The following is a 4,923-nucleotide window of genomic DNA, read 5'->3' as shown; positions in this document are numbered from 1 at the left end:
GCGGTGGCCAGGGAGACGCTGTCCACTCTGGGCGCGCTCGGCCCGGACGGCCGGATCACCGCGCGGGGCCGGGCGATCGCCGCCGCCGGAGCGCATCCCCGCCTGGCCCGGGCGCTGCTCGACGGGGCCGCCCGGGTCGGCGCCGACCGCGCCGCCGAGGTGGTGGCGCTGCTGGCCGAGGAGTCCGCGACCGGGCCGGGCGATGACCTCGCCGCCGCCTGGCGCCGCCTTCGTGCCGGCACCGATCCGGCCGCCACCGCGCGCTGGCGCACTGAGAAGCGTCGGCTGCGCGCCGCCCTGCCGGCCGGCGCCCGGGACACGACGCCACCGGGCACGAGAACCGGGCCGGAGAACGGTGCGCCGGTACCGCTGCCCGATGACCTCGCCGCCGGGCTGCTGGTCGGGCTGGCCTACCCCGAGCGGCTGGCCCGGGTGCGGCGACCCGGCGGCTCGGCGTACCTGATGAGCGGCGGGACCGCGGCGGAGCTGGCACCGGGGTCGGCGCTGGCCGGTGCCGGCTGGCTGGCCGTGGCGGTGGCCGACCGCTCCCCCGGCGCGCCGACCGCTCGGGTCCGGCTCGCCGCCGCCCTGGACGAGGCGACCGCCCGGGAGGCCGGCGGGCCGCTGCTGCGCGTCGACCGGGAGGTCGGCTGGTCGGGTACGGACGTGGTGGCCCGGGAGGTGGTCCGGCTGGGCGCGATCGAGCTGGTCGAGCGCCCGCTGCGCCGGCCCGACCCGGACAAGGTCGCCGCGGCCCTGCTGGACGGCCTGCGCAGCACCGGTCTCGACCTGCTGACCTGGACCCCGGCGGCGCGGGCGCTGCGCGAGCGGCTGACGTTCTGCCGGCACGCGCTCGGCGACGACTGGCCGGACGTCTCCGACGCGGCGCTGCTGGCCGATGCGGCGGGCTGGCTCGGCCCGGAGCTGGCCACCGCCCGCCGCCGGGCCGACCTGGCCCGGATCGACGTGGCCGGGGCGCTGCGCCGCCAGGTGCCGTGGCCGCTGGCCGGGCGGCTGGACGAGCTGGCCCCGGAACGGATCACCGTGCCCAGCGGTTCCCGGATCCGGCTGGACTACGCCGACCCGGCCGCGCCGGTGCTCGCGGTCCGGCTCCAGGAGACCTTCGGCTGGACGGACGCACCGCATGTCGCGGGTGGCCGGGTGCCGGTGCTGCTGCACCTGCTCTCCCCGGCGGGCCGGCCGGTGGCGGTCACCGCCGACCTGGCCTCGTTCTGGCGCTCGGGCTACCGGCAGGTCCGGGCCGAGCTGCGCGGGCGCTACCCGCGCCATCCCTGGCCGGAGGATCCGACCACGGCCACGCCCACCCGGCAGGCCGCGCGCCGACGCTGACCGTCAGTCCTCGTCGACCACGTCGGCGACGACCACGGTGACGTTGTCCGGGCCGCCGGCGCGCAACGCCAGGTCGATCAGCCGCCGCGCGCACGCCTCCCGGTCCGGGTGGTCGGCCAGCACCTCGGCGAGGGTGTCGGCGCGCACCACGTTGGACAGCCCGTCGCTGCACAGCAGCCAGCGGTCGCCGGCCCGGGGCAGCATCGTCGCGTACGTCGGGGAGACCTCGTCGCCCTGCAACGCCTGGGTGACCACGGCCCGACGGGGATGGCTGCCGGCCTGGTCGGGGGTGATCAGGCCCTGGTCGACGAGCATCTGCACGAAGGTGTCGTCGCGGGTGATCTGCTTGAGCACGCCCTCGCGGAACAGGTACGCCCGGGAGTCGCCCACGTGGGCCAGGGCCAGGCAGCTGCCGGTACGCGCGAACAGCAGCGCGGTCAGCGTGGTGCCCATCCCCTGCCGCTGCGGGTCCTCGGTGACCGCCTGACGGATCCGGGTGGTGGCCAGCTGGATGCCACTCTGCAGCGCGGCGACCAGGGCGTCCTCCGGGGTCGCCAGGTCCAGCGGCGCCACCGCCTCGATGGCGATGGCGCTGGCCAGGTCGCCCGCGGCCATGCCACCCATGCCGTCGGCGACGGCGACCAGCCAGGTGCCGGCGTGCAGGGCGTCCTGGTTGCCGCTGCGGATCAGCCCACGGTCGCTCGTCCCGGCGGAACGCAGCTTCAGGGTCATGGCACGCAGCCTGCCAGGCGAAGGGCGCGGTTGTCTCTAGGAGATCAGGACGGCTGGGCGTGGCGCGGCGAATCTCACTGCCGGAGGCCCCCGATCCCCATCGGACGGGATCGATTGACAGGGTCCGTCGTCCCTGGAAACATGCCCGATACCTGGGAGCGCTCCCAGAAATCTCTACCCACCACACACGTCCCGTCCCGCTCGTCGGAAGGACTCCCCCGTGACGCCAACCCGACGTCGTCTCGCGGTGCTCGCCGCGGCGACCACCGTGGCGCTGGCCGGCGCTTCCGCCGGCCCGGCCCACGCCGATCCCCCGGCCGACGCCCCCGAACAGATCACCAACGGCGACTTCAGCGCCGGCGTGTCACCCTGGTTCTCCTACGGCACCGGCCCGCTCGGGGTGACCGACGGCCAGCTCTGCACCACCGTCCCCGGTGGGCTGGCCAACCCCTGGGACGCCGGCATCGGCCAGGACGGCGTCCCGCTGGTCGCCGGCGCCGAGTACACCCTCGGCTTCGACGTCACCGCGACCCCCGGCAGCTCGGTCAGCGCCGTGCTGCAACTCGGCAACGCCCCCTACACCGGCTACTTCTCCGTCAACGCCGCCGCCACGCCGGCCCAGCAGCGCATCGAGCGGACCTTCGTCGCGCCCAGCGACGACTCCCGCGCCCAGCTGATCTTCCAGGTCGGCGGCGGCGCCGCGCAGCAGACCGTCTGCCTGGACAACGTGTCGCTGCGCGGCGGCAACCCGCCCGAGCCGTACGTGCCGGACACCGGCCCCCGGGTCCGCGTCAACCAGGTCGGCTACCTGCCCGCCGGGCCGAAGAACGCCACCGTGGTCACCGCGGCGACCACGGCCCTGCCCTGGCAGTTGCGGGCCGCCTCCGGCACCGTGCTGGCCAGCGGCACCACCACCCCGCGCGGCGTCGACCCGGCCTCGGCGCAGAACGTGCACTCGGTCGACTTCTCGGCGTACCGCACGGCCGGGCGGGGGCTGACGCTGGCCGTGGACGGCGAGATCAGCCACCCGTTCGACATCTCCGGCACGCTCTACGACCAGCTCCGCTCGGACGCGTTGCAGTTCTTCTACATCCAGCGCAGCGGCATCGCCATCGACGGCAATCTGGTCGGCGCCGAGTACGCCCGGCCGGCCGGACACCTGGGCGTCGCCCCCAACCAGGGCGACACCGACGTACCCTGCCAGGCCGGCGTCTGCGACTACCGCCTCGACGTACGCGGCGGCTGGTACGACGCCGGCGACCACGGCAAGTACGTGGTCAACGGCGGCATCGCCACCTACCAGTTGCTGAGCACCTTCGAGCGGACCAAGAACGCCGCCACCGCCGGGCACGGCGCCGCCCTGGCCGACAGCACCCTGCGGGTGCCCGAACGCGGCAACGGGGTGCCGGACATCCTCGACGAGGCCCGGTGGGAGCTGGAGTTCCTGCTGCGCATGCAGGTGCCGGCCGGCAAGCCGCTGGCCGGGATGGCTCACCACAAGATCCACGACCGGAACTGGACCGGGCTGCCGCTGCAACCCGAGGACGACCCGGAGCCGCGGGAGCTGCACCCGCCGTCCACCGCCGCCACCCTGAACCTGGCCGCCGTCGCCGCCCAGTGCGCCCGCCTGTTCGCCCCGTACGACGCGGCGTTCGCGCAGCGCTGCGGCACCGCGGCGAAGACCGCGTACGCCGCCGCCAAGGCCAACCCGGCCCGGTACGCCCCGTCGACTGGCAACGGCGGCGGTGCGTACGACGACAGCAACGTCACCGACGAGTTCTACTGGGCGGCCGTCGAGCTGTACCTGACCACCGGCGAGCGCGCCTACCTGACCGACCTGACCGCCTCGCCGCACCACACCGGCAACGTGTTCGAAGCCCGTGGCTTCGGCTGGCAGAGCGTCGCCGCGCTGGGCCGGCTGGACCTGGCGACCGTGCCCAACGGGCTGCCGGCCACCGAGCTGACCCGCATCCGGGCCTCGGTCACCGCCGCCGCCGACAGCCACCTCGCCGAGATCCGCCGCCAGGCGTACGGGCTGCCGATGCCCGGCGACGCCGGCAGCTACTTCTGGGGCGGCAACAGCAACGTGATCAACAATGCGATCGTGCTGGCCACCGCCTTCGACCTGACCGGCGCGGCGAAGTACCGGGACGGGGCGGTGCAGGCGATGGACTACCTCCTCGGCCGTAACGCGCTGAACATCTCGTACGTGACCGGGTGGGGCGAGCACGCGGCGGAGAACCAGCACAGCCGGATCTTCGGCCACCAGCTCGACCCGAGCCTGCCGAAGCCGCCCGCCGGCTCGCTGGCCGGCGGCCCGAACGCCGACCTACAGGACCCGTTCGTGCAGCAGCTGCTCGCCGGCTGCGCGCCGATGTTCTGCTTCGTCGACGACATCAACTCGTACTCCACCAACGAGGTGGCGATCAACTGGAACTCGGCACTGGCCTGGATCGCCTCGTTCCTGGCCGACCAGGGCGACGCCCGGGCGGTCCCGCCGCCCACCTGCGCGGTGACCTACACCAACTACGGGTTCTGGCACGGCGGCACCGGCTTCACCGCCGAGGTGACCATCCGCAACACCGGCACGACCACCCTGAACGGTTGGACCGCCCGGTTCGCGTTCACCGGTGACGCCAAGGTGCGCGAGGCGTGGATGGCGAACGTGACGCAGTCCGGAGCCACGGTGACCGCGAAGAACGAGTCGTACAACGCCCGGATCGCCCCGGGCGGCACGGCGATGTTCGGCTTCAACGCCACCACCGCCGGCGGCGCCAACCCGTCCCCGGCCCTGATCACGGTCAACGGCGCTCCCTGCGCCGTCTCCTGATCCCCCGGGTG

The 4,923-nt window shown here is 74.6% G+C and carries 3 protein-coding genes; 2 read left to right on the top strand and 1 reads right to left on the bottom strand.

Going from position 1 to position 4,923, the window contains the following annotated elements; translation table 11 throughout:
- Positions 1-1,350: ATP-dependent helicase C-terminal domain-containing protein (locus tag C1I95_RS31780; RefSeq protein WP_325048883.1), on the top strand; the 1,350-nt coding region annotated here is incomplete at its 5' end.
- Positions 1,351-1,353: 3 nt separating this feature from the next.
- Here C1I95_RS31780 and C1I95_RS31775 read toward each other — a convergent pair.
- Positions 1,354-2,082, bottom strand: coding sequence for a PP2C family protein-serine/threonine phosphatase (locus tag C1I95_RS31775; protein WP_111219535.1), 729 nt, complete (start codon positions 2,080-2,082; stop codon positions 1,354-1,356).
- Between the two features lie 220 nt (positions 2,083-2,302).
- Between C1I95_RS31775 and C1I95_RS31770 the strand changes: the two genes are divergently transcribed.
- Positions 2,303-4,912: a glycoside hydrolase family 9 protein gene (locus C1I95_RS31770; protein ID WP_111219533.1), complete on the top strand. Its 2,610-nt coding sequence runs from the start codon at positions 2,303-2,305 to the stop codon at positions 4,910-4,912.
- Positions 4,913-4,923 lie beyond the last annotated feature (11 nt).

This window comes from Micromonospora craterilacus, from assembly GCF_003236315.1.
GTDB lineage: Bacteria > Actinomycetota > Actinomycetes > Mycobacteriales > Micromonosporaceae > Micromonospora > Micromonospora craterilacus.
Note: the sequence above shows the minus strand (reverse complement) of the source record. Positions and strands in the feature narration are given on the sequence as shown.

What these genes read in the sequence shown, in the direction of transcription:
- C1I95_RS31775 (WP_111219535.1), bottom strand. Translation starts at nt 2,082, where the DNA reads ATGACCCTGAAGCTGCGTTCCGCCGGGACGAGCGACCGTGGGCTGATC.